Source organism: Curvibacter sp. EU05-FHT14A10, from assembly GCF_058791075.1.
Genome location: NZ_JBYTDE010000040.1, coordinates 1 through 2,613 on the forward strand (window position 1 = coordinate 1; position 2,613 = coordinate 2,613).

Here is a 2,613-nt window from a genome sequence, read left to right on the forward strand (position 1 = left end):
GTGAGCGGCTAGCCGCACCATCTTGACGGCGACGCTGCGCTCAGGCCTGGCCCGAGGTCCAGCGATGAGGCAGCAGTTCCTCAAGCAGACGGTTGGGCAGCATTGGCAGCCGCTCCAACACGTCTCGCAAGTAGGCCCACGGGTCGAGCCCGTTCAGGCGTGCCGACTGCACCAGGGTCATCACGATGGCCGCGCGCTGGCCGGCGAGTTCGCTGCCCACAAACTGCCATGCACGGCGCCCCATGGCCCAGGGCTTGATCTGGCGCTCCAGATGGTTGTTGTCGATGGCGACCGCGCCGTCCTGCAGGTGTCGCGTCAACGCCGCCCAGTGCCCCAGCGTGTAGTCGATCGCCTTGGCCGTGGCTCCGCCATCCGGGACGAGGCGCCGCTCCAGGCCAAGCCACTGCTGGAGGTCCTCCCACAGCGGCTTGGCCAGCCGCTGCCGCTGGGCTCTGCGTTCTTCGTCGCTGAGGCCCTTGAGCTCACCCTCAACTTCGTAGATGCGAGCAAACCGCCGCAGCGCGTCCAGTCCGATAGGGCTCGTTGCGGCCTTGGTCAGCTCTTCGAAGTTCCGACGTGCGTGCGCGGCGCAGGCGGCGCTGAGGCGCCCTGGGTAATGCCGCGGGTCGACCACGGTGTCATACGCCCCGTAGCGGTCGGTGAGCAGCGTGCCGCTCCATCGCCTTTCGCCGAGCTTCTCGTCGCCGTTCAGGAAGGCCACCGGGTACTGCGCCCCGCGCCCTCGACAGAAGTCGTAGATGACGCCCGGCACCGCGTCGTGCCAACTTCGCGCGTACGCCCACATGTAGGCTTTGCGGGTCTTGCCTGCTCCGGGATCCAGCAAGGCCACCGGCGTCTCGTCGGCGTGCAGGACACGACTATCGAGGACGAAGTGCTTTTGCAGCTCGTACAGCGGCTCCAGCGCCGCGCCGACATGCCCCGTCCCGGCGGCCAATGTCGAGCGCGGGGTGTGCACGCCCGAGCGGGCGTTGATGCTCTCCTGCCGGTAGTACGGCAGGTGATCCACGAATCGACTGATCGCCGTGTGTGCCAGCAGCCCGCTGGCGGCGATGCCGCCCTCGATGATCTCCGGCACGCTCGGTGCCTGCTTGAGGACCTGGCAGTGCCGGCAGGCCCACTTGCCGTAGATGTGGCGATGCACGAAGAACTCGGCCGGCACGATGTCCAGTCGCTCGGTGACGTCTTCACCGATGCGCTTCATAGGCCGTCCGCAGCCGTGCTCCTGGCAGTCGGTGCTGTCGGGTTCGTGGCGATGCTCCACACGGCGCAGATGCTCCGGCAGTGCATTGCGGCGGGGCTTGCGTGGCGCTGCCTTGGGCTTGGTGCCAGCGGCCGCTGCAGCCGCCTCGGCTTCACGGCGCAGGCGCTCGAGCTGCGCACGCAGCGCCGCCTCGTCCTCGGCCAGGGTCTCCTCGAACAGGCGGCGCTGGTCAGCGTTCATGGCCTCGGACTTCGCGCCGTAGGTCCAGCGCTTCAGGCGGGACAGCTCGAACTGGATCTTCTCGATCTTGGCTTCGCGCAAGGCGATCTCGCGGTCCTTGCGCAGCAGCAGCGCGTCGCGCTGGGCCAGCGCCTGGTCACGTTCAGACAGTTGCTGCGCCTGGTCCTGCACCTGCTGCTGCAATCGGGCAATCAGTACCACGACCTCGGGCGAGAGGCCAGCAGAATCAGAAGGAGGAAGACCACGCATGCTGTGCATGCGTGGCATCGTGCCAAAGCTTGCCGACAAGGGCTATCGGCACATGCACTGTCAACCGATTCACGGGTGACGTGCAGGCGAAGCTCAGGCCCGGGTGATGCAGCTGAGCTCAGGCAGGCGCTGCCACGGCAGGCCCAGCACCAGGGCATTGAACTGCGCGGCCGTGAGCGCCAGAGAAGGCGTGACGCCCGCCACCGGCCAGACGAAGCGGCCGGTGTTCAGGCGCCGTGCGGCGCACCACACGCCGAAGCCGTCGTGCACGAGCAGCTTGATGCGGGTGCCGCGCGCATTGGCGAAGAGATATCCGTGGTGGGCTTGGGCGACACCGAACACCTGCACCACGCGGGCGAGCAGCCGCTCGGTGCCGGCGCGCATGTCGATGGGCTCGGCCGACAGCCACATGGCGTCGATGCGGATCATCGAAGCAACTCGCGCATCCAGGCCGCGCACTCGCTGGCCGCACTGGCAGGCCACGTCACCGTGACAGCCGTCGCACCACGCTGCAGCTCGATGCGGATGTCTGCCATTTGCGCGGGTGCCTCAGGTGCTGGCAGGCTCACCGGGACAAATGCCGCCTTCACAGGTGCGACCTGCACATTGGGCAAGTTCTTCCCGGGCGCGTCAACCAACGGCGTCATCTCCGCCTGACGCACCCAGCGGCGCAGCAGGTTGGCGTTGACGCCATGGGCCATCGCCACGGCGGCCATGGACATCCCCGGCTGCATGCAGGCTGCCACGGCATTGGCCTTGAACTCGTCGCTGTGCAGGCGACGACGGCGCCGGGTCCCGGCGGGTTGATCGGGAAAGGTCATACGTATCCACCAAAAGTTGAGGTGGACACGAGACTCCTATGTGCCTAACGATTCCTCAAGATGGTCTGACTGGACGCTCAC

3 protein-coding genes are annotated in these 2,613 nt (G+C 67.2%); all 3 read right to left on the reverse strand.

Annotated elements, in window-relative coordinates:
- Window positions 1-40: 40 nt before the first annotated feature.
- Complete coding sequence (gene tnpC, locus AC3WUT_RS30090) at window positions 41-1,720, reverse strand: IS66 family transposase (RefSeq protein ID WP_492350743.1); 1,680 nt, start codon at window positions 1,718-1,720, stop codon at window positions 41-43.
- A gap of 84 nt (window positions 1,721-1,804) precedes the next feature.
- Window positions 1,805-2,140, reverse strand: coding sequence for an IS66 family insertion sequence element accessory protein TnpB (gene tnpB, locus AC3WUT_RS30095; protein WP_492350744.1), 336 nt, complete (start codon window positions 2,138-2,140; stop codon window positions 1,805-1,807).
- Window positions 2,137-2,532: an IS66-like element accessory protein TnpA gene (gene tnpA, locus AC3WUT_RS30100; protein ID WP_492350745.1), complete on the reverse strand. Its 396-nt coding sequence runs from the start codon at window positions 2,530-2,532 to the stop codon at window positions 2,137-2,139. Before tnpA ends, tnpB begins: the two co-directional genes overlap by 4 nt.
- Window positions 2,533-2,613 lie beyond the last annotated feature (81 nt).